This window comes from Pseudomonadales bacterium (genome assembly GCA_041395945.1).
Classification (GTDB): Bacteria; Pseudomonadota; Gammaproteobacteria; order Pseudomonadales; family Azotimanducaceae; genus SZUA-309.
Genome location: JAWKZN010000001.1, coordinates 59,918 through 86,631 on the forward strand (window position 1 = coordinate 59,918; position 26,714 = coordinate 86,631).

A 26,714-nucleotide genomic window follows, 5' to 3' on the forward strand; every position below is an offset into this window, starting at 1 on the left:
GGCGGGCGGGCTGGATCGGCCCGCTGCGGTTCAGAACCAGCGGCTGTTGCGTGAACGCCGGATGCGCCGGAAGCTGCGTCCGTGGGCGGCAAGGTAGTCGCTTCGGGCGAAGACACGGACCAGTATCACCCCCGCCAGAAACCCGCCGATGTGTGCCCAGAATGCGACCCCGCCTTCTGTCGACCCGAGCGCGGGCAACCCCTGCAGCAGCTGCAGCACAAACCAGTAGCCGAGCATCACCACTGCCGGTACACCGATGGTGGTGATGTAGAAGCCGAGAAAGATCAGCGTGTTCACCCGGGCCCGGGGATACAGCAGCGCGTAGGCACCCATGACACCGCCGATGGCACCGGACGCGCCAACCATGGGCAGGGTGCTGTCGGGGTCGCTGAAGATCTGTGCAGCGGCAGCCGCCAGTCCGCACAGCAGATAGAAGGTGACGAAGCGCAGCGGTCCCATCACGTCTTCGACGTTGTCGCCGAACACCCAGAGAAACCACAGATTGCCGATGATGTGGAACCAGCCGCCGTGCAGGAACATGGAAGTGATCAGAGAGGCCGGATTCGGCGCGCCATCGAACTGGCAGACCAGGTTGCCGCCCAGTGGCTGCACGGTCCCCGGGGCAAGATTTCCGAGCAGGTCGCCGGGTACGAGACCATACAGGCACAGGGATTTCGCCAGAGGTTCTGCCGCTCCGAGACCCTGAACAAGCAGCCACACGAGGAGATTGAGGACGATGAGGACTACCGTGGCGACGGGTGCGTGCAGACGTGGATTTTCATCATTGAGCGGGAACATGATGCGTGGCGTCAGTCAGCCGATTCAGAGCAGTCCCGCACGCCGGGCGAACGGGTCCCGGTCTGCGTCGCGGTGCCATTCGTACTCGGTGTAGCGGGCAACCTCCTCAGCGGCAGCTTCTCCGAGCAGTCGTGCGATGAGCGCCAGGGACATGTCCATACCGGCAGCAACCCCGGCAGAGGTGAACACATTGCCATCTTCGACCCAGCGGGCTTCCGGAACCCAGACCGTGTTCGGACCCCTGCTGCGGGGCCAGGCGAAACTCAGTTTGTTGGTGGTGGCCCGCCTGCCTTCGAGCAGGCCGGCTGCTGCGAGCAGTCCGGCACCGGTACACACCGAGGCGAGCAGGTCGAGCTGGGGATAAACGTTCCGCAGAAAGGTCAGCAGCGCCGGATTGGCAGCCTCCTTCCGGGTACCGATCCCGCCAGGTACCAGCAGGATGTCGACGTCCCCGCACTCGGCGAACGTCCGCTGCACGGTCGAACTGGGACCCTGAGCGCTCGGCACTGGCTCTGCCGTCTCGGCAATGGTGACCAGAGTGAAGTGCTTCGATGAGGCGCCGAACATTTCCAGGGGGCCATACAGATCCAGAAGCTCGAAGCCCGGAAAAATCAGGCCCCCGACGATCCAGTGTGCGTCTGCGGGTGGTGGCGAGGAATCACTCATCTTGCCTCCGTCGTTGTGGATCAGCCCGGCAGGTCGTGGAGATTGTCCCAGTCCACCCAGCTGCGCCGGCCGTGAGATTTGATCATGGTGCGGCGGATCCGGGGATAGTGCACGACGTCCGCCGGGTTGCGCTCGCCACCCATCAGATAGACGAGATCCTCAGCGTCGGGGTTGTGCAGAGAATGGCCGCAGGATGGCGCAGGGAATCCCATGAAGTCTCCAGCATGCACTTCAATGCTTTGCTCGCCCAGCTGCGCAATCCCTCTGCCGGCAAGGATGTACACGAACTCTTCGTCTGTGTCGTGGTAGTGAAACTGGGTCGAATCACGTCCGCCTTCCAGCCTGACCAGATGCAGACCGATGCGCTGCAGATCGAGAGCGTCTGTCAGGGTGCGGGTCAGACGCTGAGCATTGTCGTTGAACTGATGAACCCTGAGGTATGCCGGCGTATGTCCCACATCGGCGGCGGTCAGCCGGCGGATCGAGGCGCTCATCGCTGCTGTACCATCGCTGCGTCCAGAAGGTTGTTCAGAGTTGCCATGAGCTGCGCATTCTGAGCTTCCGTACCCACGGTGATGCGCAGCTTGTCTTCGAGCAGTGGTGTGTTGAAGTGACGCACGAGGATACCCTGTGCTTTCAACGCGCTGTAGATGTCGAAGGCGGACAGCGGAAACTCCAGCGGTACTTCGGCAAGCAGGAAATTGGTCTGGGACAGGGTGACTTTGAAGCCCGCGGCCAGCAGCGCTTCCCGCAGCTGGCGCCGGGCCTGGCGGACATTGCGCCAGGTTTCCCGGGCGTAGGTCTGGTCTTCGATGGCGGCCTCGCCCAGTACCTGGCTGATCTGATCTATGTTGTAGCTGTCCCGGGTCTTGTGGAGGATCGGTGCGATCAGCCCGGGAGAACCGAGCAGGTAGCCGAGTCGGAGGCCAGCGAGTCCGTAGCCCTTGCTGAAGGTTCGGAGGATGAGCAGGTTATCGAATGCGCCCACCAGACGGGCCAGATCGTAACGCAGAGCCGGGTCGACGAAGTCCGCGTAGGCTTCGTCCACAAGCAGCACGCCTCTGAAGTCATTGGCCAGGCGACTGATCCGCTCAACGTCGGTGAGAGTGCCGGAAGGGGCGTGGGGATTTACGATACAGGCGAGGCTGGTGCCCGCTTCATTGAGCTGCTGGGCGAGATCCCGCGGCATGTCCCAGGAGTCATCGAGGGGAATTCTGAGGGTCCTGGCATCCTGTACCGCGGCGAGGACTTCGTAGAGTGAGTAGCTCGGCTCGAGCATTCCGAAGACCTGACCGGGTTCGACGAAAGTGGTGAGCGAAAGACGCAGAGCCTCGTCTCCGCCGTGGGTGACGACGATATGGTCGATGTCGGTTTCATGCAGATCTGCGAGGCGGCGGCGCAGCCCGTCTGCGGTGGGCTGGGGGTAGCGGCGCAGGTGGTCCGTATTGAATGCGGCAAGCGCCTTTTGTACCGCCGGGCTCGGCGGGTAGGGGTTTTCGTTGGTGTTGAGCTTCAGCACCGTATCGGATTCAGGCTGCTCGCCCCACTGGTAGGCGGCGAGCTTGCGGATGTTGTCCCGTTCGTAGCTCATGGATTCGAGTTCATTCCTTGTTCACAGGCTTGTCATCCGATGCTGCGTCACCGGACGATGTCTCAGCGGCTGACTGTTCGACCGGTGCAGGCGCGGCAAGCGCGTGCGCGGGCCCCAGCAGGTGGGCGATCCAGGTCGTACCCGGATTGGCTTCCAGGGCGATTTTCGCCGTCATGGTCAGGGGCACCGACAGGAACATGCCCACCGGCCCGAGCAGCCAGCCCCAGACGACCAGGGACAGGAACACCACCAGGGTGGAAAGCCCGAGTCCGCGTCCCATGAAGCGCGGCTCCACCACGTTGCCCATCACGATATTCACCGCCACATAGCAGATGGCGGCGGCGAGCGCAGGCCCTGGTCCGAGCTGAATCAGAGCGAGCAGAACGGCCGGTACGGCGGCGATGATCGAGCCGATGTTGGGTACGAAGTTGAGCAGCAGCGCGAGCAGGCCCCAGAGCACGGGAAAGTCGACGCCGATCACCATCAGTACCAGGCTGACGATGCCCCCTGTTGCGAGACTGACACTGGTCTTGATGCCGATGTAGCGGTTCATGTTCCGGGCGAAGCGGGTGAAATAAGGCATGTCCCGATCCGGGTGCTTGAGCACGTCCCGGAGTTTGGCCGGGATGCTGGAGGCTTCAGCCAGGATGAAGATCACCATCAGCAGAATGAAAAACCCGTCACCCAGCACGCCGCCGAGCCCTTTCAGCAGGTTGCCTGCAAGGACCAGTGCGGTACCCGGATTGAAATAGGACAGTGCGAGATCGGCATTGAGCTCCAGGCCGAACTGCGCCAGCCAGGTAATCAGCTCTTTCACCATGTCCGACACCCGCTCCTGATAGAAGGGCAGCCTGGCAGAGAAGGCGGCACCGGACTGGGCTATCAGTGCGGCGATGCCGATCAGCATACCGATGATGGCGATCATCACGCCGGAAATAGCCAGTGCGGCCGGTACCTTACGGGCTTCGAGCCAGAACACCGGCGGTGCCGCAATGGTGGCGATGAACACGGCCAGCAGGAAGGGCACCATCAGATCATCGGCCGCGCGGATTCCGGCAGCGATGATGATCAGCGCTGCGAAGACAACAATGGCGCGTGCCGAGGAGCTCATTCCATCGTCCGGCGGTGAGTGAGGCTTGGCAGCTCGGCACGCACCTGGGCAACCCGGGCCGGATCTATGGCAGCGACGACCACACCATCCCCCTGTACCAGTTCGGCCAGGGTTTCTCCCCAGGGATCGATGATGATCGAGTGCCCGTAAGATCGTCGCTTCGGATTGTGTGCACCGTGCTGTGCGGGTGCCAGCACGTAGCTCTGGCATTCGATTGCCCGGGCACGCAGCAGCGTGTGCCAGTGGGCGGCGCCGGTCGTTGCAGTGAACGCGGAAGGCACGGACAGTGCGATGGCACCCTGATCCACCAGTCGCTGATAGAGGTAGGGAAAGCGGACGTCATAGCAGATGGTCAGGCCGAGAATACCGAAGGGCAGCCGGGTGGTCACCGCGCGGTCACCGGGCAGGGTGCGGGCGGATTCATGCAGCTGGGTACCGTCCGCCAGATTCACATCGAAGAGGTGGATTTTCCGATAGCGGGCGGCGAGATGGCCATCCGGGGCGATGTGTACGCAGGTGTTGAAGCTGCGTGCCGGGTCTGCACTCGACTCGTGATGTCCGCCGAGGATCAGGTCGATGCCATGTTCCCGGGCCAGACCCCGGCACAGATCCAGAATGGGTGTAGGTGCCGGTGCAGGGGTTGCGGAATCCGCCGGCAGAGGCTCGAGGATTTCGCGCTTGCCGGCATCACGACCGATGTAGGCGAAGGCTTCCGGCAGCAGCACCACCGACGCCCCTTCGCTGACCGCCTGGCTTATCAGGTGGCTGGCTGTTGCCAGATTGCTGCCGACGTCCTCACCCGCACAGAGCTGAATCAGTCCGACAGAGGTGATTTCCGCCTGCAATTCCGGGGTGGGCATTGGGGCCTCATTCGCGATGATCACTGAGTAGCGCCATTCTTCAGGAGTCCGGCCATTTTGGCGAGCAGCAGTTCGGGCTCGATGGGTTTGCCGAATACGGCGTGCACGCCGCCGCAAGCAGCTGAGACATCAGCCGGCGGAGGAAAACTCGGAAGCCCCGGTATCTGATAAGAGTCTCCTCAGGAAGGAGTCGACTCACTCACAGCAGTGGGTGTTGCTGCGCCGGGAATATCGGGTTGGGTGCAGACCACGCTGTTACCCAGATAGGTCTCGATGGCCGGGAGGTTGAAGGCATCGTCTTCAGAGACGAAGCTGATACTCACTCCCTCTGCGCCTGCCCGTCCGGTACGACCGATTCGGTGCACATAGTCTTCCGGGTCCTCCGGAAGGTCGAAATTCACGACATGGCTCACACCATCCACATGGATCCCGCGACCGGCAACGTCCGTGGCTACCACATAGGGGATGTCGCCGTTCTTGAAGCGCTCCAGCGTGGACATGCGCTTGCGCTGCGGCACATCGCCCGCCAGTGATTCACAGCGGATGTTGCGACTGGAAAGGAATTTCTGCAGCTGGTGGGTCTGATCCCGACGGTTGGTGAAGATCAGTGCGCGGGCGGGTTCTGCGCGCTCGAGAAAATCTGCCAGCAGCCGGGCTTTACGATCTGCGCTGACCAGCCAGAAATACTGAGTCACGGTTTCTGTCGCGACCTGTTCCGGCTCGATGACCACATGCTCGGGATCGAGTGTCCAGGAATTGGCGAGTCGCATTACAGCGTCGTTGAAGGTGGCGCTGAAGAACAGAGTCTGGCGCGAACGTTTGTGCGGGGTCTGGTAGACGATGCGTCGCACGTCCGGAATGAAACCCATATCCAGCATGCGGTCGGCTTCGTCGATCACCAGCATGTCTGTCTGTCGGAGATTTATCTTGCGGCGATTGATGAAATCGAGAAGGCGTCCGGGTGTGGCGGCGAGCAGATGCACGGTTTCATTCTGCAGCCGGTCCAGCTGCTTCTGGAAATCGATACCACCGACCACGCACTGCACACCGATATTCATGTATTTGGCGAGATCGAGGGCGTCGCTTTCGATCTGCATGGCAAGCTCCCGGGTGGGGGCCAGCACCAGAGCCCTGGGTGTGCCTGGCGGTCGCGGGGTCAGATCCGGTTCTTCCCACAGACGGGTGAGGATGGTTATCAGGAAGGCGGCCGTCTTGCCGGTGCCGGTCTGGGCCTGGCCGGTGACGTCGTAATCGGCGAGGCTGGCAGGCAGGACGGCACTCTGAATCGGTGTGCAGTATTCGAAATTCAGATCGGCGATGGCGTGGAGCAGCGGATCCGGCAGACAGAAATCATGAAATCTGTCCCTGTCAGGATCCTCGGGCACTGCAAAATCCTCCGGCTTCCAATCGCTCAAGTGCTACTCCTGTGGGTGCTTTTTGTTGCGATCTCGGCCCGCGCAGAGGCAAGTTTCAGACACAGAACGAACACCTCCATTGCCGTCATGAGATCAGGAAGCGTCGCAAACGACGGTGCGATGCGCAGATTGCTGTCGTTCGGATCACGCCCGTGCGGATAGGTCGCACCGGCCGGTGTCAGTGACAGGCCTGTCGACTTCGCCAGTTCGCCAACCTTTTTTGCCAGGCCGGGCCTGGTATCCAGTGAGACGAAGTACCCGCCTCCGGGTACTGTCCATGTGGCGATATCCAGTTCGGCCAGTTCCTCGGTCAGTACGCGCTGCACCAGGTCGAATTTCGGTTTCAGCAGTCGCGCGTGTTCGGCCATGTGGGCTTCGAGACGCTGGTGGAGAAAACGGGCGTGGCGCAGCTGATTGACCTTGTCCGGTCCGACACTGCTGACATTGAGCCGTTGCTCAATGACCCGCAACACGGGCTCGGATCCCGCCAGGAAAGCAATACCACCGCTGGCCAGGGTAATCTTCGAAGTCGAAGCGAACTGGAGCACATGATCGCTGGTGCCGGCTTTTTCGGCCAGCGCCCCGATGGCAGCAAGCGGCGCCCTGGGAAATTCGAAGTCGTGGACGGCGTAGGCGTTGTCCCAGAACACGACAAAATCGTCCGCCGCTGCAAGCGACGGCAGCCGGGCCAGAGCGGTCACTCTTTCGTCACTGTAGCTGCAGCCGGTGGGATTTGAGAATTTGGGCACACACCAGATGCCCTTGATGGACGCATCGTCCCGCACCAGTGCTTCGATGCTGGCCATGTCGGGACCTGCATCGTCCATGGGCACATTGACCATTTCCAGTCCGAGGTTTGCGCTCAAAGTGAAATGTCGATCGTATCCCGGCACCGGTGTAAGGATTTTCGGGGCTGGATGATTGCGCCAGCGGCGCTCGTCGCCCCACAGCCCGGAGTTCATGGCGAGTTCGGCGCACAGATACATGAGGCCAAGGCTCGAGTTGCCCCAGCAGATGACCTGCTCAGCGCTCACATCGAGAATTTCCGCCCCCAGGCTGCGGGCCTCAGGAATACCGCGCAGACCACCGTAGTTGCGGGTGTCGGTGCCGTCCGATGCCTTGTAGTTGCCGTTGATCGCGGTCTCCAGCCCCGCCGACAGTTCAAGCTGATCGGGCGCCGGTTTGCCGCGGGTGAGATCCAGCGACAGGCGGTTGCCCTGCTGCAGGGAGAATTCCCGTTCGAGCTCACGCTCCAGCGCACGCAGTTCCTCGAGGGACATGTCCGCCAGTCGGGTCACAACACCAGTCCCAGCTGTTCGTCCACACCCAGCATCAGATTGAGATTCTGAATGGCCGCACCGGCCGCACCCTTGCCCAGGTTGTCGTAGCGTGCCACCAGCAGCATCTGGTCATCATTGCCGAACACCATCAGCTGCACGTTGTTGGTGTTGTTACAGAAAGTGGGATCCAGGAAGCCATCATTGAGTACGTCCACCGGATTGGCCGGCAGGACATCGATGAAGGCCTCGTTCGCGTAGCGCTCGGAGAGGATGCTGTGGACTTCCGGGATGCCGGTGCCTTTGCGCAACTGACCGGAAAACAGCGGCACTTCGATGAGCATGCCCCGGTAATAGTTGCCTACGCTGGGTCGAAACAGCGGAGCTGCCCGGGTGGTGGAATAGGTGTGCATTTCCGGAACGTGTTTGTGTCTGAGGTTCAGTCCGTACAGTCTGGTGTTCCAGCGATCCGCTTCCTGCGCACTGAATGCCTGATGTTTTTCGATCATGCTGCGACCACCTCCGGAGTAGCCGGAAAGGCCGAACACGCTCAATGGCACCGTGGCTGCCAGCAGGCCGCTTTCGATGAGCGGGCGGATGAGGAAGATGAACCCCTGGGGATAACAGCCGGGATTGGCAACCAGCCGCGCACGCGCGATCGCTGCACGCTGACCGGGCGTCATTTCCGGAGCGCCGTATGCCCATTCAGGGTCTACCCGGTAGGCGGTGCTGGCATCGAGAATCCGGCCCTTGCCCGCAGCCAGCTCTACCGCCTGACGGGAGGCATCGTCGGGCAGACACAGCACAGTGACGTCCGCACTGGCGATCAGCTCTCTGCGTGCTTCAGTGTCCTTCCGGCGCGCCTCTTCGATTTCCAGCAGGGTCACATCGCTGCGCGCACGCAGACGCTGGGCAATCTCCAGCCCGGTTGTGCCTGCCTGTCCGTCGATGAAAACCGTCGCCATGAGTCTGCTGTTTCCGAAACCTTAAGTGGGTGCCCGTTGCGCCTTGCGCGTATTGACGGCGCGGGATTCTAGAGAATTATGGTTCCCGCGCCTAGCAATAGTCCGGTTTCGGAGGGAATCAGTTGTCCTGGCATGGGTCGGCCGACCGCCGCAAATGCCTGAGAATCCTCGGTTGTGCGGGTTCGGGTCTGCTTCAGCCGCTGCGCGACGCCCACTGCCAGAGACTGCGGAAAGCGGCGAGGGACAGCCACAGGGTGGCCAGCGGCAGCAGCAGTGTCTGCACCAGAAACAGTACGATCAGGTCCATGAGCTGATCGATCGAGGATTCCACCCGGGTCTGCAGCTTCTGCAGCTGGGCTTCGATGTCGAGAAGTTGCCGGGAGCTGTCGAGAAAGGATTCGAAACGTTCACGGATACCCGGCGCCGGGAGCGCCGGGTCCGCCGGGGTGGTGGATCCCTGGGCCGCCAGTGCCTCGATGTCTTCCTGGGCCGTGGTCAGTCCGCTGATCGCCACCTGCTGGCGTTCGGCGAGCACCCAGGCGTCGACCCAGCCGGTGACCAGTCCCACGGTGGTGAACAGGAAGCGGACGAAGATGACGAGTACCACAGTGCGCAGCAGCCAGCTGTGACGCGCACTGAGCCCCGGCGACCAGATCAGTGCAAGGGCGAGCAGGGCGCTGACGGTGAATATGCCGCTGATGACCGGTTCGGAAAATATCTCGGTGAGCAGCAGCTGAGTGCCGAGGGAAGCGGCGGCGACCAGTGCCAGCCAGGAGAAGCGTTCCACCAGATCATTGAGCGGATCGAGAATTTCCCCGGCAGTCAGTGTCACCCCCACACCTACCGGCTGAATGGCGATTTCTGTACCCTGGGCCACCGAGATCACACCATTGAGGCCCCGCGCGATGGCGGCGGTGACCAGAGCCCGCTGCAGGGTGGATTCGAGACGGGAATCGGCGGAAGTCTCCAGAACCCCGCTCCATGCGCAGAAAACCAGTACCGCAACAATGCAGCTGAGCAGCAGACGCTGGAAGACGTTCGCGGGCGGCTGACGCTCCGGGTGATCAGGCAAAGCTGGTTTTCTTGAGCTCGATGAACAGTGACTCTAACTTTTCCATAATCACGTTGCCAAGCTGAGCCCGGTCGAGCTCGGAAATCTCGGCGAGTACTTTCGGGCGGATCCGGTGCAGGTGCATGACCGGCCAGGATCGCTGGAATCCCCGCAGATCGCCTTTCGCGAGCACAGGCAGAAAAGGATCGTCTTCCGGGCGCTTTTTCATGAGCGCACGCATACCCGCTTCGAAAGGAATCTGGCGCCTGCCGAGTGTGCGATCTTCCTGCACGTTGGAGAGATAGAGGCCGTCCCTGTCGATCATTTCTCCCGGGATGATGTAGAGGCCGGTGGCAGCCACGGCTCTCGGATCGATATGGAAGAAGGTGTCGTGATAGGCGGATGGGTCCGGCAGGATGACCAGCTTGCGCTCCCATTCCTGGGGGAAAAACATGTTGTAAGTGGTGTAGAGCTGGGCAACCGAAGGGGAATAGACACACAGGGTCGATTCGAACTGCATGACAAAGTCCATCGCCCGCTGTCGATCGTTGAAATCATCGAGATCCCATGCAAGATCGGGATTCTCCGGGAGGCTCGCCTCCATTGTCAGCTCATCCTGGCTCACAGTGTCTTCTTCTAGCCTTTCTTTAAGTCAGCGCACCTGGCGCAATTGCCCGCCATCCCGGGCGGGTGGCCTGCAGCGGGGTGCCCGTGTTCCTTCCCGTGCATCCCTCACGCCGGAGTGGGACCAAGTCTAGCGCGTCGTGGCCGGTTTCGGGGGGGGCACCCGGTGCGGGGTATTCGATTCGTGATGCGGGTCACAAATACCGGCAGGGGCGGCTGTGCGCCGACGTGCTGTGCGCGAGACGCCGAGCGCGGGACGCCGGGCCGGACAGCTGGGGCTCAGGTCGCGTAGATCCGGTTCAGCCAGCTCGAGATGTCGGCCAGTTCTTCCGGGCAGACCTGGTGACCCATGCCGTATTCGTGCCATTCGACCTGGTAGTTGAGTTTCTCGAGGGCGATGCGCGAGGCGACCGCACGGGCAATGGGGATCATCGGGTCAGCCAGACCGTGTGCCATGAATATCGGGGTGTCGATGCTGGTGAAACTGACTTCATCCGCGAGATGTTCGGAGTCATGCACGTAGGTCGACAGGGCCATGATGCCGGCGAAGCGCCCGGAGCGCAGTCCGAGCTGCAGGGCGATGACACCGCCCTGGGAGAAACCGGCGAGGGTAATCCGCTTCCGCGGTATGCCCCGTGCGATTTCCGCATCCACCAGTGCCGAGATCTGAGCGGCGGCGGTACGGATATCTTCTGCACCCGCCAGCGGAGCGCCGGGATCGATGTCGTACCAGGCCCGCATTTCCATGCCGCCATTGATGGTGACCGGCCGCACGGGTGCATTGGGGAAGACGAAGTTCAGCGTCATGTCGAGGTCGAGCAGCGGTACCACCGGTTCGAAGTCTGTGGCGTCTGCGCCCAGACCATGTAGCCAGATCACGGTACCCGCGGCGGGCGGTACGCCCGGGTCATCCGCGTCGATCCTGAGGCTTTCGAGTAAATCAGCCATGGCGCCGAGTATACGCGCCCCCCCGAAGGCTTCCATACGCGGACGCACACTGCAGGTGAAGCGCGAATCCGCCTGCGGTACCAATCCGGTGGAGGATCCGTGTGATAATGCCGCGATGGATATGGAACCCGACAGACCTTCGACACGGGAGGTCAGCAAGCTCAAGCCCGCACTGCAGTTCCTCAGGCCCTATAGCCGCGAGGTCGTGTTCGCAAGCATCGCCCTGGTGGTCACCGCTGGTGTGACTCTGTCTATAGGGCAGGGTATGCGACTGGTGATCGATCAGGGTCTGTCGGATGGCTCAAGCGAAGTGCTGGTGCAGAGCATCGCGGTATTTGCGCTCCTCGTGGTGCTGCTCACAGCAGGCACCTTTGTACGCTTCTACTTTGTTTCCTGGGTAGGTGAGCGGGTCAGTGCTGACCTGCGCAAAGCGGTTTTCAGTCATCTGCTGCATCTGCATCCCGGCTTTTTCGAGCTGAACCAGCCGACCGAGATTCAGTCCCGCATTACAACCGACACGACTTTGCTGCAGACGGTCATCGGCTCCTCCATTTCGATCGCACTGCGTAATGCGCTCATGTTCGTCGGCGGTGTGGTCCTGCTGTTCGTTACAGACCCGAAGCTGTCGCTGGTGGTGGTGGCCAGCGTGCCCTTTGTGGTGGCGCCCGTGATTCTGTTCGGGCGCAGAGTTCGGCTGCTGTCCAGAACCAGCCAGGACCGTCTCGCTGTGGTCGGCAGCTACGCCGGCGAAGCACTGCGCCAGATCAAGATCGTGCAGGCGTTCAATCATCAGGACCGGGACGACGCCTCCTTTGCGCAACGGGTGGAGAGTGCCTTCGAGGTGGCCGTGCGGCGGATCCGCCAGCGATCCTGGCTGGTCGCCCTGGTCATGCTGCTGGTGATGAGCGCCATCGCTGTGATGCTGTGGGTTGGCGGGCAGGCGGTGCTCAGTGGTCAGACTTCGCCCGGTGAACTGGCGGCATTCATTTTCTACGCCTTCATTGTTGCGGGTTCGGTGGGTGCGATCAGTGAGGTTTACACGGACCTGCAGCGGGCGGCGGGTGCCACCGAACGTCTCATGGAGCTGCTTGCAGCCCGCTCGGAGCTGCCTGAATCTGACGCTCCCCGGGCTGTGGCCAAAACCGGCGCCATCAGCGTGCGCGATCTGAGCTTTGCGTACCCGAGTCGCCCGCAGACACAGGTGCTGGATGGGGTGAGCTTCGAACTGTATCCCGGCGAGATGCTGGCGGTGGTGGGCCCCTCCGGCGCCGGCAAGAGCACGCTCTTTGACCTGCTGCTGCGATTCTACGATCCCCAGGGAGGGAGTATTTCACTTGGCGGGGTGGATCTGAGAGAGCTGCGGCTGCGGGACCTGCGGGACACGATCGGCTTCGTCCCCCAGGACCCGGTTCTGTTTGCCGGGTCGATCCGGGAGAACTTGTCTTATGGTGCGCCCGATGCATCGGAACTCGACATGGAGCGCTGCCTGAAGCTCGCGCACGCCCAGCAGTTCGTCGCCGCTCTGCCGGATGGCCTCGACACGCTGATTGGCGAGGGGGGCGTCGGACTTTCGGGCGGTCAGCGGCAGCGACTTGCCATTGCCCGCGCACTGCTGGCAGAACCCAGCGTGCTGCTGCTTGATGAAGCAACCAGCGCGCTGGACGCGGAAAGCGAACAGCACATCGGGCTGAGTCTTGCTGAACTCAAGGGCCATTGCAGTGTGCTGGTGATCGCGCATCGGCTGTCCACGGTGCGGCAGGCGAATCGAACCCTGGTACTGAACGAGGGTCGACTGCAGGCCTGTGGCACCCATGACGAGCTGATGAAGAGTGACGAACTGTATCAGCGATTTGTCAAGATTCAGTTTACTCAGCAGGCACACTCGGATTCGCGCATCGAGCTGGCGGTACCGCGCCAGGGCAGCTCCGGCACCTGAGCGTTTCTCATGGCGCCCCTGGATAGTTACACTGACCGATCAAATTTTTTTCGGGGTACGTACGCATGGGACCACTACAGGGATTTCGCATCATTGAGCTTGCCGGTATAGGACCAGGTCCGTTCTGCGGCATGATGCTCTCGGACATGGGTGCTGAAGTGATCCGGGTGGATCGGATCCGTCCGGGTGGAAAACCACCCAAAGACGTGCTGGCCCGCAACCGCAGATCGGTTGCCGTGGATCTTAAGCAGCCCGAAGGGGTGGAAACCGTACTGCGCCTGGTCTCGACCGCAGACGCGCTGTTCGAAGGATTCCGTCCGGGTGTCACCGAGCGGCTCGGTCTGGGACCGGACGATTGCTGGGCGCGCAACGAAAAACTCGTCTACGGCCGGATGACCGGCTGGGGCCAGGACGGCCCGATGGCGTCGGCCGCCGGCCATGACATCAACTACATCGGACTGGCGGGTGCACTTCATGCCATCGGCCGGGCGGGCGAGCGGCCCGTACCGCCCCTGAATCTCGTCGGTGATTTCGGCGGTGGCGGGATGCTGCTGGCCTTCGGCATGGTCTGTGCGCTGCTCGAGGCGCAGAAGTCGGGGAAGGGTCAGGTGGTGGATGCGGCAATGGTGGATGGTGCTGCTTCGCTCATGGCCATGTTCTTTTCCATGGCGGCCGGTGGGGGTTTCAGCGACAGGCGCGGCACCAACCTGCTGGATGGGGGCGCGCACTTTTACGACACTTACGAAACTCAGGACGGCAAGTACGTCTGCATCGGTTCGATCGAGCCCCAGTTCTATGCGCTGCTGGTGGAAAAAGCCGGCCTGGATGCCCAGAGGTTTTCTGCGCAGATGGACCCCTCCGCCTGGCCGGGACTCAAAGCCGAGCTGACCAGGGTTTTCAAGACGAAAAGCCGGGACGAGTGGTGTCAGATCATGGAGGGCACGGACGTGTGCTTCGCACCGGTGCTGTCGATTTTCGAAGCGCCCGATCACCCGCACAACAAGTCGCGTAACACGTTCCTGAACATCGACGGCGTAGTGCAGCCTGCACCTTCCCCGCGTTTTTCCCGAACCGTACCCGAAGTCTCGCACGCGGCACGGGCACCGGGTGCCGATTCCGCCTCTGTACTGCAGGATTGCGGCTTCTCCGCTGAGGAAATTTCGAAGCTCGCAGCCGCAGGTGTGATTCCGGGGTGACTTATGCGAGTGAATATCAGCGTTCGCTGAGCGACCCTGAGGCGTTCTGGAAGGACCAGGCTGCAGACCTGCCCTGGTTCGAGTTCCCGAAAACCATCCTCAGCCAGGATGCCAACGGTGCCTGGCGCTGGTTCGAAGGTGGCAAGCTGAACACCGCGTGGCTTGCACTCGATCGCCATGTGGAGGCCGGTCGCGGCGCTCAGACGGCGCTCATCTATGACTCGCCAGTCACCGGGGTCATTCGGAAAATCTCCTATTCCGAGCTGACCGAAGAAGTCGCCCGCACAGCGGGTGCACTGGCCGCGCTGGGTGTCGGAAAAGGTGATCGGGTGATCGTCTATATGCCGATGATTCCGGAGGCGGCGGTGGCGATGCTGGCCTGTGCCCGACTGGGCGCGATTCACTCGGTGGTATTCGGCGGATTTGCGCCCAGGGAACTTGCGACCCGCATCGACGACGCGACACCGAAGGTGATTCTCTGCGCATCCTGCGGCATCGAGTTCACCAGCGTGCTGCCCTACAAACCCCTCGTGGACGAGGCGATCCGGATTGCTGCGCACAAGCCGGCATATACGGTGGTGGTGCAGCGCCCGCAGCTTACGGCAGAGCTGGGGGAGGCGGATCTGGACTGGGTGCAGTGGCGTGCAGGTGCGCAGCCCTCTGACTGCGTGCCGGTGGATGCCACGGATCCGCTGTATATCCTCTACACGTCAGGCACCACGGGGAAACCGAAAGGTGTCGTGCGGGACAACGGCGGACATGCCGTTGCCCTCAACTACAGCATGAAGGCCGTATACGGTATGGATGCGGGAGACGTGTTCTGGGCTGCGTCGGATGTGGGCTGGGTAGTCGGTCATTCCTACATCGTGTACGGACCCCTGCTGAAAGGCTGCACAAGCATCCTGTTCGAAGGTAAACCGGTACGCACCCCGGATGCCGGTGTGTTCTGGCGGGTCATCGAGTCTCACCGGGTGAAAAGTTTTTTTGTCGCGCCTACCGCCTTCCGGGCAGTGCGCAAGGAAGACCCGGACTGTGCGCTGAAAGCGAAATACGACATCAGCTCTCTGCAGTATCAGTTCGTTGCCGGCGAACGGCTGGATCCGCCCACCTACCACTGGCTGCAGGAGCATCTGGGCATTCCGGTGATCGATCACTGGTGGCAGACAGAAACCGGCTGGCCGATGTGCGCCAATATGGCGGGCGTAGAGCTCATGGAAACCCGGCCCGGATCCCCCACACTTCCGGTGCCCGGTTATGACCTGCGCATTCTCGATGAGGAAGGTCGCGAGCTGGGTCCGAACCAGGAAGGGGCGGTGGTGATTCGCGGGCCGCTGCCACCCGGCGGTCTGCCGACGGTGTGGGGTGATCATCAGCGCTATCTGGACGCGTACTGGTCCCAGTATGAAGGTTTTTACCTCACCGGCGATGGCGGCTATCGGGACGAAGAGGGTTATGTCTATATCATGGGTCGCATCGATGATGTCATCAATGTGGCCGGACACCGTCTGTCCACCGGTCAGCTCGAGGAAGTGGTGGCCGAGCATCCCGCGGTTGCCGAGTGTGCAGTGATCGGTCGGGATGATGCGGATAAGGGACAGGTCCCGCTTGCTCTGCTGCTGCTCAAAGACGGGGTGAATATCGATGCGGACGCACTCGAAAGGGAGCTGGTACAGATGGTGCGGCAGTCCGTAGGCGCTTTCGCAAACTTCAGGCGGGCGGTAGTGGTGCAGCGGCTGCCGAAGACCCGCTCCGGCAAGATTCTGCGGCAGGTCCTGCGGCGCATGCTCGATGGCAAATCATACAGTGCGCCGTCCACGATAGATGACCCCGCGGTGCTGCCGGAAATCGAATCCACTCTTCGCAACCGGGGGGTCCTTTGATCATCGTTCACGGCAGTATTCCGATTCGTCCGGAGCGGCGCGAGCGGGCACTGGAACTGGCGCGGCAGATGACCGAAGCCACCCGCACCGAGGTGGGGTGTATTTCCTACGAGTTTTTCGTCGGTCTGTCGGATCCGAATACGCTGATGCTGTTTCAGGAGTGGGACAGCATGGAGGCGCTGATGGGTCATTATCAGACGGAACACATGGAAGAGTTTCTGCGCGAACTGCCGGAAGTGGTGACCGGCGAAATTTCGACCCGCCGATATCTGGTGCAGAGTGTGGAAGAGGATGCGGAGGAGACTGCTGCGCCGCCGCCGGTCATTCACTAGTGACGGCTCGTCACGATGTTCGGAAAGAGGTTGATCAGAGCGTGGTCGAGGACGGGCTGCGCCGGGCCTCGCTCGGCAGCTCCGCTGTGCCCTCGTTTGGCTTTTTGCCTCGCGTAGGAACGCGAGTCAAAAAGCCGCGCTCGGCCTCGCTACACGGCCCGGCGCAGCCCATCCTCAACCACGCCCGGTGAATCTTTCCGAGCTTCGTGCAGTGCGCCTGTTGGTGGCTGTGTGTCTGGCCGGTGTCGAGAAAACTCACGCTTGTGCACGTAGATCTGAGAGCCCGGAGTAACGCCCGAGCTGAGCGTGTCGTTGAACCGCTGGCCTGGCCATATCGGCCTGTCTCGGATCCATCGCGACGTTGTGGTGGAGAGGGGGGTTGGGGCGGACCGTGGAGCGAGGCCGAGTGCGGCGGATTGACTCGTGTGCCTCACGCGAGGCAACTCCGCCAATCGAGGGCAGCCCGGAGGGCCCGAGCGTAGGTCCGCCCCAACCCCCCTCTCCACCACAGCCACGCAACAGGCTCCGAAGACAGACCACTCCGAGTACCAGCCAGGCGGGATCAACCGCCCGCGCTGCCACCCATGAAGCGGTGACGGATGCGGGTCAACTGTCCTGCAGATCACTCGCCGCCCCCGGCCGCCACAGATGCCTGACCGCGAGACTGGTGATGGCGATCAGCGCGATGGCGATGCCGACTTCCCAGAAACCGAGCGCCCGGTGTACTGCGCCCACGGCGAGCAGCACACCATGGCAGAAGTACAACATGGCGGCCAACGCGCACAGCATGAAACTGCGGGGTCGCCCCCGGAGAATACCTGGCAGCACCAGCAGCAGGGGCGTGACCTGCAGCAGAAACCAGAGAGCGTTGGGTATCGGGTTGGCGAGTGGTTCCACAAAGAACTGCCGAAGCCCGGTCAGTGCGAACAGCGAGCCGATGCCCAGATAGCTGAGAAACTGGTATCCGGCCAGTCTCATGTGTCACGCTCCGACATCCGCTCCTCCGACAGACCGCGCGCCACCTTCGCCAGCCGGCGCCCGAGTGCTTCGGCGAGGGTGCGCTCATCCGCACTCAGATCGGGCTGACCTCCGGTGCCGGAGACATGACTCGCGCCATAAGGCGAGCCGCCTTCCCGGGTGTGATTCAGCGCACTTTCACTGTATGGCAGACCGACCAGAACCATGCCGTGGTGGAGCAGCGGGATCATCATTGAGAGCAGCGTGCTTTCCTGGCCGCCATGCTGGCTGCCGGTCGAGCAGAAGACGGCAGCGGGCTTGTCGACCAGGGCATGACTGAGCCAGAGATCGGCGGTCGAATCGAGGAAATGTTTCAGTGGCGCTGCCATGTTGCCGAATCGGGTCGGCGATCCCAGCGCGAGTCCCGCGCAGCCGGCGATATCTTCCCTCGTGCAGTAGACGGCGCCTGCGTCCGGCACCGGTGGCAGGGTTCTGCTGGTGGCAGTTGCGACTGGTGGTACCGTACGCAGACGCGCTTCGAAACCGGCCGCGCTGATCCCGCGCGCAACGTGGCGTGCCAGATTTGCGGTACCGCCTTCACGGCTGTAATAGAGAACAAGTAGGTAAGGCTGCATCGGGGATTCGGTCTTCCAGCATTGTGATCAATGGTGACTTCGAGCATCATCCCTGCGTTTCGCGGTTGCAGCGACGGGGTGCGTGTTTCCAGCAGACGCGCTCCTGCAGAGAACCTGAAGTTTATGGGTTCGCAGACTGGAAAGGCAGTGGCACAGCAGAGATCTCCGGTAACGATGACCTCACAGAAAAAACCGCCGGCTGAACCCGCAACTGCCGCGTCGGACAGACCGGCACTCCCTCCGGCAGAAAATGCAGCAGATACAGCTGCAGAAACAGAGACCGATATTACCGGGATCGTGCGGGTCTGGTGGACGAGGGGGCGGTGGTATCTGGGTCAGATGGTGCAGCAGTTTCTCGATCACGATTGCCCGGCACGGGCTGGCGCTCTGACCTATACGACACTGTTTGCAGTGGTGCCGATGATGACGGTGGCCTATGCCATGTTTTCGATCATGCCTGCCTATGATGGCATTGGCGAGCAGATCGAGACTTACGTCTTCCAGAACTTCGTACCTGAACTCAGCTCTGTCGTGCAGGAAAAACTTGGTGAGTTTTCTGAGCGCGCGCGCAGCCTGACTGCAGCGGGTTTCGCGTTTCTTTTCGTGACGACATTTCTGCTGCTGGTGACGATCGAGAAAACTTTCAACATCATCTGGAATGTGGCGGAACCGCGGCGTGGTCTCCAGCGCATTCTCGTATACTGGGGTGTGCTCTCTCTGGGTCCACCGATGATCGCGGGTGCGATTCTGATCAGCGTGTACCTGGCCTCGCTGCCGCTGATCTCCGGACTGGATGTCTTCGGGCTCGGCGGCATGGCGTTGAGCTACCTGCCGATGCTGCTGGTCTGGACCGGTTTTACCATTCTCTACTTCGCGGTACCTAACTGCCACGTTCCCTTCCCGCACGCGCTGATCGGCGGATTTCTCACCATGTGGTCCTTCGAACTGGCGAAGGTGGTGTTTAACGTCATTGTGGCCCGGTCGAACATGGCATCGATTTACGGCGCGTTCGCGGCGGTTCCCTTCTTCCTCGCCTGGATGTACATGGCGTGGGTGCTCATCCTCGCCGGGGCCATCTTCGTGCGCACGCTGTCGCTGGTGCCGGAGTTGAAGGAGGCGTGGGGAGAGCCCGTGCTGGTGAAGTGCGCGCGCATCCTCAAACTGCTCCACGAAGCCCACCTGCAGGGTGGCGGGGTCAGCGAGGCGGAGGTTGCCGACCAGGTCCAGCTTACCCGCAACGAGTTCGAGCGGGTCATGGAAGCCCTGACAGAGCTCAGGCTGCTGCGCCATTCCGAAGATCAATGGGTGCTGGGCCGCAGTCTCCGGGCGCTGACCCTGTGGGACCTGTACCGGGCGCTGCCCGAAGGACTCGACCGGGCGTCACTGGCGCGGATAAAGGACATGGAACCACTGATCGGCCCGCTGCGATCCCTGGTCGATTTTGGATCGAATCAGATGACCGTTTCTCTTGAAGACGTGCTTGGCCGCCAGATGACAGGAAGATGAGATGAGACAGATGATCGTGTTTCCGGTACTCCTTACAGTGCTTCTGGTTGGCTGCACACCGGGTGATGCCCAGAAGCTGGCGGATGGGTCGACGATTGCCGGTGATGCCTGGGACGGGCAGTGGTTGCTCGTGAACTACTGGGCGGAGTGGTGTGCACCCTGCCGCAAGGAGATCCCGGAACTGAACCGATTCAATGCAGAATCCCCCGATGTCACGGTAGTCGGCGTGAACTACGACGGTCTGCAGGGGAAGGTACTGGCTGACCTCGTGGTGAAGATGGGCATCGAGTTTCCTGTGCTGGTGGCCGATCCCCGGGAGCGCTGGGGAGAGCAGTTGCCTGCTGTGTTGCCCAGCACCTTCGTGATTGCGCCGGACGGCACGCTCAAGGACGTGCTCATCGGGCCGCAGAGTTTTGAGTCTCTGGCACGTGCGGTGCAGGTTTCTGACGAGGCGGGTTAATGACGTGCCAGAGTGCTGCCCTGGCGGTACGCTGCCGCGCGTCTACTGGTAGCGGCAGGCCTTCAGGGCGTAGCTCGTGCAGCCGCTGATCAGCTGGGGCAGTTCACTGGTGGGCTTGTTGTGCCATACCCGGCGCCAGGCGCTGATCACCAGCTCAGGGTAGTCCAGGCGACCGCGGCTGCCGTTGTAGCGGGCCAGCGCATCGACCAGATCACCTTCGGCCCGTTCCAGATAGTGGGCGAGAATGGTAGTGCCGTAGCGGACGTTGGTGTCCGCGAGGATCAGATTGTCCTGGGGCCGCCCGAGTTCGTCCCGCCAGAAGGGCATGACCTGCATCAGACCCTGGGCACCGACCCGGGAAATGGCGTAGCGGTTGAAGTGGCTTTCAACCTGCATGACAGCCAGCACCAGATCCGGATCGAGATTCTGTCGCCGTGCTTCGCGGTACACCAGGTGCAGCAGCGCGAGCCGGTCCTCGTGGTCGTCGACGAATCTCTCCAGGCGCTGATCCGAAACCACCAGCCAGACCTCCGCATCGAAACGATCGATGGACGCGTCATCCCCCGCCATGGTCTGGGAGAGTTTCTCCAGCAGCTCTGAATCGATGGCTTCCGGATCCGTGCCAGCGGCGCGTGCAGAGATAACCGTGACCAGTGACAGCACGGCGAGAGCTGCCAGCGCGCCATTGCGCAGTCGGGCAGATCGATCCTGATCACCCGATGCGGCCACTGTGCGCCTGGCGGGCATTGCTGCGACCTGTCGATTCCTCTGCTGCATCAGCCTTTCCGGGTGTCCCGGGAACGGGTCGTAACATGGGCGATGGCGTCAGCAACCGGGATCAGTGTGGGCTCCGTGTCGCCCCGGTGACGGTATTCGATGGAACCTTCCGCCAGTGCCCGATCGCCGACCACCAGCCGGTGAGGAATGCCGATGAGGTCTGCTTCCGCAAATTTCACGCCGGGTCTTTCGTCTCGATCGTCCAGCAATACTTCCATGTCTGCTTCTGTACAGGCCCGATACAGCGCGCTCGCAGCTGTTCGGACCGTTTCGGATTTCGCGCTGTTCAGGGCCACTATGTGGACATGAAAGGGTGCAACGGGCTCCGGCCATTTAATGCCGACCGCGTCATGATTCTGTTCGATGATGGCGGCCACCAGGCGGGTCACGCCCATGCCATAGCAGCCCATGATGGGTACCAGGGGCTGGCCGGAGGCATCGAGCACCGTAGCGTTCATCGGTTCACTGTAGACCTTTCCCAGCTGGAAAATATGGCCGACTTCGATGCCTTTCAGGAACAGCAGTTCACCCTGGTTGCCGGGTGCGCGTTCGCCCGGCATCACATTGCGCACATCGATCACCCGCTGCGCGGGGACATCGAGGTCCCGCACCCAGTTGACACCGATGTGGTGGCGGCCGTCTTCATTCGCCCCGCAGCAGAAGTCCGCCACCGCGTAAGCTTCCGGATCCACGAAGCAGGGAATTTCGAGCTTTACCGGACCGATGGATCCGGGCCGGCAGCCCACCGCTTTGACGATCTCGTCGTCGCTGGCGAACTGCAGGGGTGAAAGCACGCCGGGCAGTTTGGCGGCTTTGATCTCATTGAGCTCATGGTCTCCCCGTAACACGATGGCTATCGGGGACTCTTCCCCTTTCACCACCATGGTCTTGAGACATCGGGTCAGCGGCAGTGACAGCAGTTCGCCGACCGCAGCGATGGTCCGGCAATTCGGCGTGTCGACGGTTTCAAGTTGCGCACCGGCGGGTGCCCGCGGTGCCGGAGCCGCACCCACCGCTCTTTCCAGATTGGCGGCGTAGTCGCCGTCACTGGCGTAGACGATGGTGTCTTCGCCAGAGTCCGCGAGTACGTGAAACTCATGGGAGTTGGCACCCCCGATGTTGCCACTGTCTGCTTCCACCGCCCTGAAATCGAGCTGCATGCGGCTCAGGATCCGTGTGTAGCAGTCGTACATTTCCTGATAGGTGCGGTCGAAGGCGGCCTGATCGGTATCGAATGAATAGCCGTCCTTCATGGTGAACTCCCGTGCCCGCATGACTCCGAAGCGGGGACGGATCTCGTCGCGGAATTTCGTCTGGATCTGATAGAAGTTGCAGGGCAGCTGACGGTAACTGTGCACCTCACGACGGAACAGGTCAGTGATGATCTCCTCGTGGGTGGGACCCAGACAGAAGTCGCGCTGGTTACGATCCTGCATGCGCAGCATCTCCGCTCCCATTTTTTCCCAGCGCCTGGTTTCCTGCCAGAGTTCGGCCGGCTGGACGACGGGCATCAGGACTTCCTGTGCACCCGAGCGGTTCAGTTCTTCCCGGAGGATCGCCTCGATTCTGCGGATCACCCGCAGTCCCAGCGGAAGCCAGGTGTAGATACCGGCGGCGACCTGTCGAATGAGACCGGCGCGCAGCATCAGCCGATGGCTGATCACGTCCGCATCGGCAGGATTCTCTTTGAGGGTAGGCAGCAGCATCTGGCTCTGTCGCATGAGGACTCCTGTACCCTGGACCCGCGCCGACAGCGCCGGATTGCCCGGCACAGATCGCGAGTTGCAAGGATGGCAAAAAAAAGGCCGCCTGGCATGCCATGCGGCCTCTTACAGTATCGCAAACCGGAAATCCCCCAGAAGGGGAGGTTCCGGGAAAGGTCTTTAACCGACCATTTCCTTCAGACGCTTCAGCGCGGTGGCACGCACACGGATGCTTGCCGGCTTCGGTCCGATCACGATTTCTTCGCCGGTAGCCGGATTGCGGCCCAGACGCTTCTTGGTAGCAGGGCGCTTCACCGAGCGGATCTTCAGAAGTCCGGGCAGGGTGAATTCACCTGCGCCGCGCTTCTTGATGTGCCGCTCGATCAGGACCTCGAGCTCATCGAATACAGCTGCGACTTGCTTGCGGTTCAGGGCGGTTTTTTCCGCGATCTCGGTCAGGATGGCCGTTTTGGTCATCTTGGTCGCGATAGGGGCGCCTGCCTTGGCGGCGGGGGCTGCTTTCTTAGCGGTCGACTTCTTCTTCGCCGGTGCTTTTCTCTTAGCAGCAGCTTTTTTCGCAGGAGCTTTCTTGGTTGCCATTCATTGGTCCTTTCAATCGGTTAATAAACGAGGCGATTCCACACTCGTTCCGTTGCAGGACCTGCCAGTTGCCAGGGGTATCCCTTTCGGGGCCCCTTGGTTTCAAGGCTGCTGAGCCTCCCACTCCGGAAACCGGGGTTTCACCTGGTTCCTTTTCGACTTTCGCCAGTTAAAAGACTGCATTAAGCGAACGTCGATGGGGGCGCTTTATAGCTCATATTCAGAATGCAGGCAACAAAATATGGCGAAATCACTGTATTTTTATTGGGTTTTCTAAGATCATGCGCCGCTTGTCCGGGGCGCCACCGTCTGCCGATGTGCGCCTTTCGATAGCAAATACCTCATGAGCGGAACTACAGATGCCAATCTACGAGTATCGGTGCGGGGATTGTGGTCACGAGTTCGAGACCATCCAGAAAATCAGCGAAGAGCCGCTGACCCGTTGTCCTGCCTGCGAACATGAATCCCTTAAGAAAAAAGTGTCACGCGCGGCCTTCCGGTTGAAGGGCGCCGGCTGGTATGAAACCGACTTCAAATCTGCGAACAAACGCAATGTCGCGGGATCCGGCGATTCCGCCGAATCGGGAGGTAAATCCGACGCGGGGAGCAGCGGCTCGAGCGGCAAGGAGTCCGGCTCCGCTGCGGAGAAAAGCAGCGCGGACAGATCCTCGAGCGAGAAGAGCGGCAGCGATAAATCCGGCAGCGAAAAATCCACCAGCCCGGCAGGCAAGACGGCGGCAGCCGGCAGCAGCGGCTCGAATTCCGGCGGCTCGGCTTCGACCTGAGGCCGCCGGCGCCGTAAAGTTGTGGAGACGCCACGGTGTGTGCTCGACGGAGCCAGCTCCAGGAAGCGTGCTCCAGGTCGCAGAATAAAAGGAATCGGACCATGCGCAGTCATTACTGCGGCGAACTGAACGCCGCCCATACAGGAAAAGAAGTCGAACTGGTGGGCTGGGTACACCGTCGGCGTGACCATGGCGGTGTCATTTTCCTCGATATCCGTGATCGCACCGGCATCGTGCAGGTGGTCTTCGACCCGGACACCGTGGAGAGTTTTGCCACGGCGGATCGGGTGCGCAACGAGTACGTACTGCACATGCGCGGTCGTACCCGGCCGAGACCGGAAGGCACGGTCAATCCGGATATGGCGACCGGAGAGATCGAGGTCCTCGGCAATACCCTGGATATCCTCAATGCTTCGCTGACACCACCCTTCCAGCTGGATGAACACTCCGACGCCGGCGAAGACGTGCGGCTTCGTTACCGGTATCTGGATCTGCGCCGTCCGGAGATGCAGCAGAAGCTGCGGACCCGGTCTCAGATCAGCAGTGCGGCTAGACGCTATCTGGAATCCGAGGGGTTCTGGGAGGTGGAAACACCGACCCTGACCAAGGCGACGCCGGAAGGCGCCCGTGACTATCTGGTGCCGAGCCGCACCCACCCTGGTGAATTCTTCGCACTGCCCCAGTCTCCCCAGGTATTCAAGCAGCTGCTGATGATTGCCGGCATGGACAAGTACTATCAGATCGCACGCTGCTACCGGGACGAGGATCTGCGCCACGACCGGCAACCCGAGTTCACCCAGATCGATATCGAAGCCTCCTTCGTGACCGAGGCGGATGTCATGGGCCTCACCGAGCGCATGCTCAAGTCGGTATTCTCCGAAGTGCTCGGTGTCACCCTGCAGGATTTCCCTGTGCTGACCTGGGACGACGCCATGTCCCGCTACGGCAGCGACAAGCCGGACCTGCGCAATCCCCTGGAGCTGACCGATATCGCCGACCTGATGCGCAAGGTTGAGTTCAAGGTCTTCAACGGACCGGCGAACGACCCGAACAGCCGGGTGGTGGCACTGCGCGCGCCGGGTGGGGCACGGCTGTCACGCAAGGTGATCGACGGCTATACCGAGTTTGTCGGTCGTTACGGAGCCAGAGGTCTCGCCTACATAAAGGTGAACGACCGGTCGGCGGGCACCGAAGGTCTGCAGTCACCGATCCTGAAATTTCTGCCCGAGACGGTGGTGGCGGAGGTGCTGGACCGTGTGGGCGCCGTAGACGGCGACCTGGTGTTCTTCGGCGCAGACAAAGCCAGTGTGGTCTGCGATGCCCTGGGCGCGCTGCGTAACGAACTGGGCCGGGAGCTTGAGCTGCTTGACACGGAAAAGAGATGGGCGCCCTGCTGGGTGGTTTCCTGGCCCATGTTCGAGTCAGGACGCGACGGCACCCTGGCACCCGCCCATCACCCCTTCACCCGGCCGACCTGCAGCCCGGATGCGCTTAAGGCAGAACCGCTGGCAGCCCGGGCGGCCGCCTATGACGTGGTACTCAACGGCTATGAACTGGGTGGCGGCTCTCTGCGGATTCACGACCAGGACATGCAGCAGGCGGTGTTCGATACCCTGGGCATCGGCCAGGAAGCGGACGTGAAGTTCGGCTTCCTGCTCGACGCCCTCAAGCTCGGCTGCCCGCCCCACGGCGGCATCGCGATCGGACTCGACCGGCTGGTGATGCTGATGACCGATTCGGCCGCCATCCGGGACGTGATCGCCTTCCCCAAGACCCAGACCGCCGCCTGTCTGCTCACCCACGCGCCGAGCCCGGTCGACGAGCATCAACTGCGCGATCTGCACATCCGACTGCGCTGATGCTGCGGCCGGAGCTTCGCTGAGAGATGGAAGACTGCTATGGCAGGGCACAGTAAATGGGCCAATATCAAGCACCGCAAGGCCGCTCAGGATGCGAAGCGGGGCAGACTGTGGACGCGACTCATCCGGGAAATCGTCATCGCCGCCCGGCTTGGTGGCGGTGAACCCGCGGACAATCCCCGGCTGCGGGCAGCTATCGACAAGGGTCTTGCTGCCAACATTCCCAAGGACACCATCGAACGTGCAATCTCCCGGGGTGCCGGTGGCCAGGAAGGCAGTACGGTGGAAGAACTGGTCTATGAGGGCTATGCGCCCGGTGGTGTGGCAGTGATCGTCGAAGCCATGACCGACAATCGCAACCGTACCGTGGCGGATGTGCGGAACGCCTTCAGCCGTAATGGCGGTAACCTGGGCACCGATGGCTCCGTCGCTTATCTCTTCGAGCGCCGCGGTGTGATCAGTTTCGCCCCTGGTGCGGATGAGGAGAAGATCCTGGAGGTGGTGCTCGAGGCGGGGGCCGAGGATCTCGAGGTGGATGATGACGGGTCGATCCAGGTCACCACTGCCTGGGAAGCCTTGAGTGATGTGGCGCAGGCCCTGCGCGCCAGATCGCTCGAACCGGACAATGCGGAAGTGACCATGGTGCCCGCCAGCTGTGTGGAAACCGATGCTGAAACTGCGGAGACGGTGCTGAAACTGCTGGACGCGCTGGAAGATCTCGACGACGTGCAGAACGTCTACAGCAATGCGGATCTGCCGGAGTCTCTGCTCTCCGATTGAGC

The 26,714-nt window shown here is 61.8% G+C and carries 25 protein-coding genes and 1 pseudogene; 9 read left to right on the forward strand and 17 right to left on the reverse strand.

From position 1 onward, the window contains the following. Nucleotides 1–30 precede the first annotated feature (30 nt). The 12 genes from R3E82_00295 to R3E82_00350 all read right to left on the reverse strand — a co-directional run bounded on the left by R3E82_00295 (nucleotide 31) and on the right by R3E82_00350 (nucleotide 11,306). The gene (locus R3E82_00295; protein ID MEZ5549308.1) at nucleotides 31–798 is read right to left on the reverse strand and encodes a rhomboid family intramembrane serine protease; all 768 of its coding nucleotides are present in this window, start codon (nucleotides 796–798) and stop codon (nucleotides 31–33) included. A gap of 24 nt (nucleotides 799–822) precedes the next feature. Beyond that, a complete protein-coding gene (locus R3E82_00300; GenBank protein MEZ5549309.1) occupies nucleotides 823–1,464 on the reverse strand; it encodes a DJ-1/PfpI family protein in 642 nt (213 codons plus the stop codon). Between the two features lie 20 nt (nucleotides 1,465–1,484). After that, nucleotides 1,485–1,958, reverse strand: a complete 474-nt coding sequence (locus tag R3E82_00305; protein ID MEZ5549310.1) for a cupin domain-containing protein — start codon at nucleotides 1,956–1,958, stop codon at nucleotides 1,485–1,487. Continuing rightward, nucleotides 1,955–3,055 carry a histidinol-phosphate transaminase gene (gene hisC / locus R3E82_00310; protein MEZ5549311.1) on the reverse strand — a complete coding sequence of 367 codons (1,101 nt, stop codon included), beginning with the start codon at nucleotides 3,053–3,055 and terminating at the stop codon, nucleotides 1,955–1,957. The genes R3E82_00305 and hisC overlap by 4 nt, the downstream gene beginning before the upstream one ends. A gap of 10 nt (nucleotides 3,056–3,065) precedes the next feature. Continuing rightward, the gene (locus R3E82_00315; protein MEZ5549312.1) at nucleotides 3,066–4,166 is read right to left on the reverse strand and encodes an AI-2E family transporter; all 1,101 of its coding nucleotides are present in this window, start codon (nucleotides 4,164–4,166) and stop codon (nucleotides 3,066–3,068) included. Beyond that, complete coding sequence (locus tag R3E82_00320) at nucleotides 4,163–5,026, reverse strand: carbon-nitrogen hydrolase family protein (GenBank protein MEZ5549313.1); 864 nt, start codon at nucleotides 5,024–5,026, stop codon at nucleotides 4,163–4,165. The genes R3E82_00315 and R3E82_00320 overlap by 4 nt, the downstream gene beginning before the upstream one ends. 179 nt (nucleotides 5,027–5,205) lie before the next feature. Beyond that, nucleotides 5,206–6,441, reverse strand: a complete 1,236-nt coding sequence (locus R3E82_00325; GenBank protein MEZ5549314.1) for a DEAD/DEAH box helicase — start codon at nucleotides 6,439–6,441, stop codon at nucleotides 5,206–5,208. After that, nucleotides 6,438–7,739: an aminotransferase class I/II-fold pyridoxal phosphate-dependent enzyme gene (locus R3E82_00330; protein MEZ5549315.1), complete on the reverse strand. Its 1,302-nt coding sequence runs from the start codon at nucleotides 7,737–7,739 to the stop codon at nucleotides 6,438–6,440. The genes R3E82_00325 and R3E82_00330 overlap by 4 nt, the downstream gene beginning before the upstream one ends. After that, on the reverse strand, nucleotides 7,736–8,683 hold the full coding sequence (gene argC, locus R3E82_00335) for an N-acetyl-gamma-glutamyl-phosphate reductase (GenBank protein ID MEZ5549316.1): 948 nt from the start codon (nucleotides 8,681–8,683) through the stop codon (nucleotides 7,736–7,738). The genes R3E82_00330 and argC overlap by 4 nt, the downstream gene beginning before the upstream one ends. A gap of 193 nt (nucleotides 8,684–8,876) precedes the next feature. Continuing rightward, on the reverse strand, nucleotides 8,877–9,755 hold the full coding sequence (locus R3E82_00340) for a hypothetical protein (GenBank protein ID MEZ5549317.1): 879 nt from the start codon (nucleotides 9,753–9,755) through the stop codon (nucleotides 8,877–8,879). After that, complete coding sequence (locus R3E82_00345; GenBank protein ID MEZ5549318.1) at nucleotides 9,748–10,338, reverse strand: hypothetical protein; 591 nt, start codon at nucleotides 10,336–10,338, stop codon at nucleotides 9,748–9,750. Before R3E82_00345 ends, R3E82_00340 begins: the two co-directional genes overlap by 8 nt. A gap of 299 nt (nucleotides 10,339–10,637) precedes the next feature. Continuing rightward, a complete protein-coding gene (locus R3E82_00350; GenBank protein ID MEZ5549319.1) occupies nucleotides 10,638–11,306 on the reverse strand; it encodes a dienelactone hydrolase family protein in 669 nt (222 codons plus the stop codon). Between R3E82_00350 and R3E82_00355 the strand changes: the two genes are divergently transcribed. From R3E82_00355 to R3E82_00370, 4 genes are all read left to right on the forward strand, one after another. Next, nucleotides 11,305–13,242 carry an ABC transporter transmembrane domain-containing protein gene (locus tag R3E82_00355; protein MEZ5549320.1) on the forward strand — a complete coding sequence of 646 codons (1,938 nt, stop codon included), beginning with the start codon at nucleotides 11,305–11,307 and terminating at the stop codon, nucleotides 13,240–13,242. The genes R3E82_00350 and R3E82_00355 overlap by 2 nt on opposite strands. A gap of 65 nt (nucleotides 13,243–13,307) precedes the next feature. Next, nucleotides 13,308–14,438, forward strand: coding sequence for a CaiB/BaiF CoA-transferase family protein (locus R3E82_00360; GenBank protein ID MEZ5549321.1), 1,131 nt, complete (start codon nucleotides 13,308–13,310; stop codon nucleotides 14,436–14,438). Next, nucleotides 14,435–16,318, forward strand: a complete 1,884-nt coding sequence (locus R3E82_00365; protein ID MEZ5549322.1) for a propionyl-CoA synthetase — start codon at nucleotides 14,435–14,437, stop codon at nucleotides 16,316–16,318. The genes R3E82_00360 and R3E82_00365 overlap by 4 nt, the downstream gene beginning before the upstream one ends. Continuing rightward, complete coding sequence (locus tag R3E82_00370) at nucleotides 16,315–16,650, forward strand: putative quinol monooxygenase (GenBank protein ID MEZ5549323.1); 336 nt, start codon at nucleotides 16,315–16,317, stop codon at nucleotides 16,648–16,650. Before R3E82_00365 ends, R3E82_00370 begins: the two co-directional genes overlap by 4 nt. Nucleotides 16,651–17,256: 606 nt before the next feature. Here the strand turns inward: R3E82_00370 and R3E82_00375 are convergent. Together R3E82_00375 and wrbA are read right to left on the reverse strand one after the other, a co-directional pair. Continuing rightward, nucleotides 17,257–17,628 (reverse strand): DUF2069 domain-containing protein, encoded by a 372-nt coding sequence (locus R3E82_00375; GenBank protein MEZ5549324.1) that lies wholly within the window; start codon nucleotides 17,626–17,628, stop codon nucleotides 17,257–17,259. Then, entirely contained in the window at nucleotides 17,625–18,242 is a 618-nt protein-coding gene (wrbA, locus tag R3E82_00380; GenBank protein MEZ5549325.1) for an NAD(P)H:quinone oxidoreductase, read from the reverse strand. Before wrbA ends, R3E82_00375 begins: the two co-directional genes overlap by 4 nt. Nucleotides 18,243–18,416: 174 nt before the next feature. On the opposite strand from wrbA, the gene R3E82_00385 reads away from it, so the two are divergent. Next, nucleotides 18,417–19,748: a YihY family inner membrane protein gene (locus R3E82_00385; GenBank protein MEZ5549326.1), complete on the forward strand. Its 1,332-nt coding sequence runs from the start codon at nucleotides 18,417–18,419 to the stop codon at nucleotides 19,746–19,748. A 1-nt stretch (nucleotide 19,749) separates the two neighbouring features. Then, complete coding sequence (locus R3E82_00390; protein ID MEZ5549327.1) at nucleotides 19,750–20,208, forward strand: TlpA disulfide reductase family protein; 459 nt, start codon at nucleotides 19,750–19,752, stop codon at nucleotides 20,206–20,208. 42 nt (nucleotides 20,209–20,250) lie between these two features. Here the strand turns inward: R3E82_00390 and R3E82_00395 are convergent, their stop codons facing one another. The 3 genes from R3E82_00395 to R3E82_00405 all read right to left on the reverse strand — a co-directional run bounded on the left by R3E82_00395 (nucleotide 20,251) and on the right by R3E82_00405 (nucleotide 23,288). Then, entirely contained in the window at nucleotides 20,251–20,985 is a 735-nt protein-coding gene (locus tag R3E82_00395; GenBank protein ID MEZ5549328.1) for a transglycosylase SLT domain-containing protein, read from the reverse strand. Further along, entirely contained in the window at nucleotides 20,985–22,706 is a 1,722-nt protein-coding gene (locus R3E82_00400) for a proline--tRNA ligase (GenBank protein MEZ5549329.1), read from the reverse strand. The genes R3E82_00395 and R3E82_00400 overlap by 1 nt, the downstream gene beginning before the upstream one ends. A gap of 162 nt (nucleotides 22,707–22,868) precedes the next feature. Next, nucleotides 22,869–23,288, reverse strand: a complete 420-nt coding sequence (locus R3E82_00405) for an HU family DNA-binding protein (GenBank protein MEZ5549330.1) — start codon at nucleotides 23,286–23,288, stop codon at nucleotides 22,869–22,871. Between the two features lie 359 nt (nucleotides 23,289–23,647). Here R3E82_00405 and R3E82_00410 point away from each other — a divergent pair. From R3E82_00410 to R3E82_00420, 3 genes and pseudogenes are all read left to right on the forward strand, one after another. Beyond that, nucleotides 23,648–23,869: pseudogene (locus R3E82_00410) on the forward strand (zinc ribbon domain-containing protein). A 305-nt stretch (nucleotides 23,870–24,174) separates the two neighbouring features. Further along, a complete protein-coding gene (gene aspS / locus R3E82_00415; protein ID MEZ5549331.1) occupies nucleotides 24,175–25,932 on the forward strand; it encodes an aspartate--tRNA ligase in 1,758 nt (585 codons plus the stop codon). Between the two features lie 39 nt (nucleotides 25,933–25,971). Next, nucleotides 25,972–26,712, forward strand: coding sequence for a YebC/PmpR family DNA-binding transcriptional regulator (locus tag R3E82_00420; protein MEZ5549332.1), 741 nt, complete (start codon nucleotides 25,972–25,974; stop codon nucleotides 26,710–26,712). Nucleotides 26,713–26,714 lie beyond the last annotated feature (2 nt).

What these genes read in the sequence shown, in the direction of transcription:
- R3E82_00295 (MEZ5549308.1), bottom strand. Translation starts at nt 798, where the DNA reads ATGTTCCCGCTCAATGATGAAAATCCACGTCTGCACGCACCCGTCGCC.
- R3E82_00300 (MEZ5549309.1), bottom strand. Translation starts at nt 1,464, where the DNA reads ATGAGTGATTCCTCGCCACCACCCGCAGACGCACACTGGATCGTCGGG.
- R3E82_00305 (MEZ5549310.1), bottom strand. Translation starts at nt 1,958, where the DNA reads ATGAGCGCCTCGATCCGCCGGCTGACCGCCGCCGATGTGGGACATACG.
- hisC (MEZ5549311.1), bottom strand. Translation starts at nt 3,055, where the DNA reads ATGAGCTACGAACGGGACAACATCCGCAAGCTCGCCGCCTACCAGTGG.
- R3E82_00315 (MEZ5549312.1), bottom strand. Translation starts at nt 4,166, where the DNA reads ATGAGCTCCTCGGCACGCGCCATTGTTGTCTTCGCAGCGCTGATCATC.
- R3E82_00320 (MEZ5549313.1), bottom strand. Translation starts at nt 5,026, where the DNA reads ATGCCCACCCCGGAATTGCAGGCGGAAATCACCTCTGTCGGACTGATT.
- argC (MEZ5549316.1), bottom strand. Translation starts at nt 8,683, where the DNA reads ATGGCGACGGTTTTCATCGACGGACAGGCAGGCACAACCGGGCTGGAG.
- R3E82_00345 (MEZ5549318.1), bottom strand. Translation starts at nt 10,338, where the DNA reads ATGGAGGCGAGCCTCCCGGAGAATCCCGATCTTGCATGGGATCTCGAT.
- R3E82_00355 (MEZ5549320.1), top strand. Translation starts at nt 11,305, where the DNA reads ATGGCGCCGAGTATACGCGCCCCCCCGAAGGCTTCCATACGCGGACGC.
- R3E82_00350 (MEZ5549319.1), bottom strand. Translation starts at nt 11,306, where the DNA reads ATGGCTGATTTACTCGAAAGCCTCAGGATCGACGCGGATGACCCGGGC.
- R3E82_00360 (MEZ5549321.1), top strand. Translation starts at nt 13,308, where the DNA reads ATGGGACCACTACAGGGATTTCGCATCATTGAGCTTGCCGGTATAGGA.
- R3E82_00375 (MEZ5549324.1), bottom strand. Translation starts at nt 17,628, where the DNA reads ATGAGACTGGCCGGATACCAGTTTCTCAGCTATCTGGGCATCGGCTCG.
- wrbA (MEZ5549325.1), bottom strand. Translation starts at nt 18,242, where the DNA reads ATGCAGCCTTACCTACTTGTTCTCTATTACAGCCGTGAAGGCGGTACC.
- R3E82_00385 (MEZ5549326.1), top strand. Translation starts at nt 18,417, where the DNA reads ATGACCTCACAGAAAAAACCGCCGGCTGAACCCGCAACTGCCGCGTCG.
- R3E82_00390 (MEZ5549327.1), top strand. Translation starts at nt 19,750, where the DNA reads ATGAGACAGATGATCGTGTTTCCGGTACTCCTTACAGTGCTTCTGGTT.
- R3E82_00395 (MEZ5549328.1), bottom strand. Translation starts at nt 20,985, where the DNA reads ATGCAGCAGAGGAATCGACAGGTCGCAGCAATGCCCGCCAGGCGCACA.
- R3E82_00400 (MEZ5549329.1), bottom strand. Translation starts at nt 22,706, where the DNA reads ATGCGACAGAGCCAGATGCTGCTGCCTACCCTCAAAGAGAATCCTGCC.
- R3E82_00405 (MEZ5549330.1), bottom strand. Translation starts at nt 23,288, where the DNA reads ATGGCAACCAAGAAAGCTCCTGCGAAAAAAGCTGCTGCTAAGAGAAAA.
- aspS (MEZ5549331.1), top strand. Translation starts at nt 24,175, where the DNA reads ATGCGCAGTCATTACTGCGGCGAACTGAACGCCGCCCATACAGGAAAA.
- R3E82_00420 (MEZ5549332.1), top strand. Translation starts at nt 25,972, where the DNA reads ATGGCAGGGCACAGTAAATGGGCCAATATCAAGCACCGCAAGGCCGCT.